The sequence below is a fragment of the Streptomyces sp. NPDC050416 genome, assembly GCF_044458845.1.
GTDB lineage: Bacteria > Actinomycetota > Actinomycetes > Streptomycetales > Streptomycetaceae > Streptomyces.
Map to the genome: position 1 here is coordinate 1 of NZ_JBITII010000028.1, position 1,095 is coordinate 1,095.

Annotated in this window: 1 protein-coding gene; it reads left to right on the forward strand. The window is 66.1% G+C overall.

Annotated features, from left to right (window positions below; genetic code table 11):
* Window positions 1–942: ABC transporter substrate-binding protein (locus tag ACIBL4_RS39810; protein WP_399416729.1), on the forward strand; the 942-nt coding region annotated here is incomplete at its 5' end.
* Window positions 943–1,095: the final 153 nt, after the last annotated feature.

Below are 1,095 nucleotides of genomic sequence, written 5' to 3' on the forward strand. Positions count from 1 at the left end.
GGCGGTTCCTACGGCGCGGCGTTGCAGAAGGCGATCTACACGCCGTTCACCCAGGAGACCGGCATCAACGTCAAGGTGCTCAACCTGGACGATGCCCCGCTGCTGGCTCAGATCAAGCAGGGCCGCCCGCAGTGCGACCTGATCAACAACTCGATGATGTCGCACTTCAAGTATGTGAAGCAGGATGCCCTGGAGGCGCTGGACCCCGACCGGCTCAAGAGCCTGAAGAGCGCGAAGATCCCCGAGGCGCAGATCACCGAGCACGCCATCGGTCACAGCTTCTACGGCCAGTGCATCGCGTATCGCACGGATGCGTTCGACGGCCGCAAGCCGGAGTCGTGGGCGGACTTCTGGGACACCAAGGCGTTCCAGGGCGGCCGCGCGATGGTCAGCCCGGACGGTGACCTGCCGGAGCTGGAGTTCGCGCTGCTGGCCGACGGTGTGCCGATGGACAAGCTGTACCCGCTGGATGTGGAGCGTGCCTTCAAGGTGCTGACCCGGCTGCGGTCCGACATCAAGAAGTTCTGGGACAGCGGCCCACTCCCCGGTGTGCTCCTCAGCCGTCAGGAAGTGACCATGTCCACCGTGTGGGACGGCCGGATCGCCGATCTGCAGAAGCAGGGCGTCCCGGTCGCGCGGCAGCTCAACGGCATGCGCCGCCAGTTCTCGGGCTATGCCATCGCCAAGGGCGCGGCCAACGCGGACAACGCCTACCAGCTCATGGACTTCTCGCTGCGTGCCAAGAGCCAGGCCAACCTGGCCAAGGCCTTCCCGTCGAACCCGTCGTCCCCGTTGGCCTACGCCAAGCTCACCGAAGAGGAGCGCAACACTCTCGCGGGTGCGCCGAAGTACTACGACAAGGGCTTTGACGCGGACATCGGCTGGTGGCTGAAGAACGAAGCGGCCGTCACCAAGCGCTGGCTGGAGTGGGCTCGTGGCTGAATTCGGTATCGCCACACCGTCCGTGGAGGTGGCCGGCGGCAAGCTGCCCACCGCGACCGGCAAAGCGCTGTCGGTGGTGGCCCTGCGCAAGACGTACGGGGACGTCGTCGCGGTCGACGAGGCGTCCATGGAGATCGCCGCCGGGGAGTTCGT